The organism is Vibrio sp. HI00D65, from assembly GCF_001635455.1.
Taxonomy (GTDB): domain Bacteria; phylum Pseudomonadota; class Gammaproteobacteria; order Enterobacterales; family Vibrionaceae; genus Vibrio.
The window spans coordinates 1-220 of record NZ_LWEH01000249.1 but is presented as its reverse complement, the minus strand read 5'-3'; the positions used below and the strand labels follow the sequence as shown (position 1 = coordinate 220).

At 46.8% G+C, this 220-nt stretch carries 1 protein-coding gene; it reads left to right on the top strand.

Features of this window, described 5'->3' with window-relative positions; genetic code table 11:
• Positions 1–220: 5-formyltetrahydrofolate cyclo-ligase (locus A3712_RS16985; protein ID WP_331710905.1), on the top strand; the 220-nt coding region annotated here is incomplete at both ends.

Genomic DNA, 220 nt, shown 5'->3' with positions numbered 1-220 from the left:
GGGCGCAAGGTAAGCAGACCTATTTACCTGTATTGCATCCCTTCTCTGACGGGCATCTGTTGTTTTTGCACTACTCTCCGACGACCCCAACGGTATTAAATAAATACGGCATCGTTGAACCACAGCTTAATCAAACGTTGGTGAAACCTTGCCATCAACTCGACCTGATTCTTACACCGTTGGTTGGTTTTGACTCTCATGGTCATAGGTTAGGCATGGG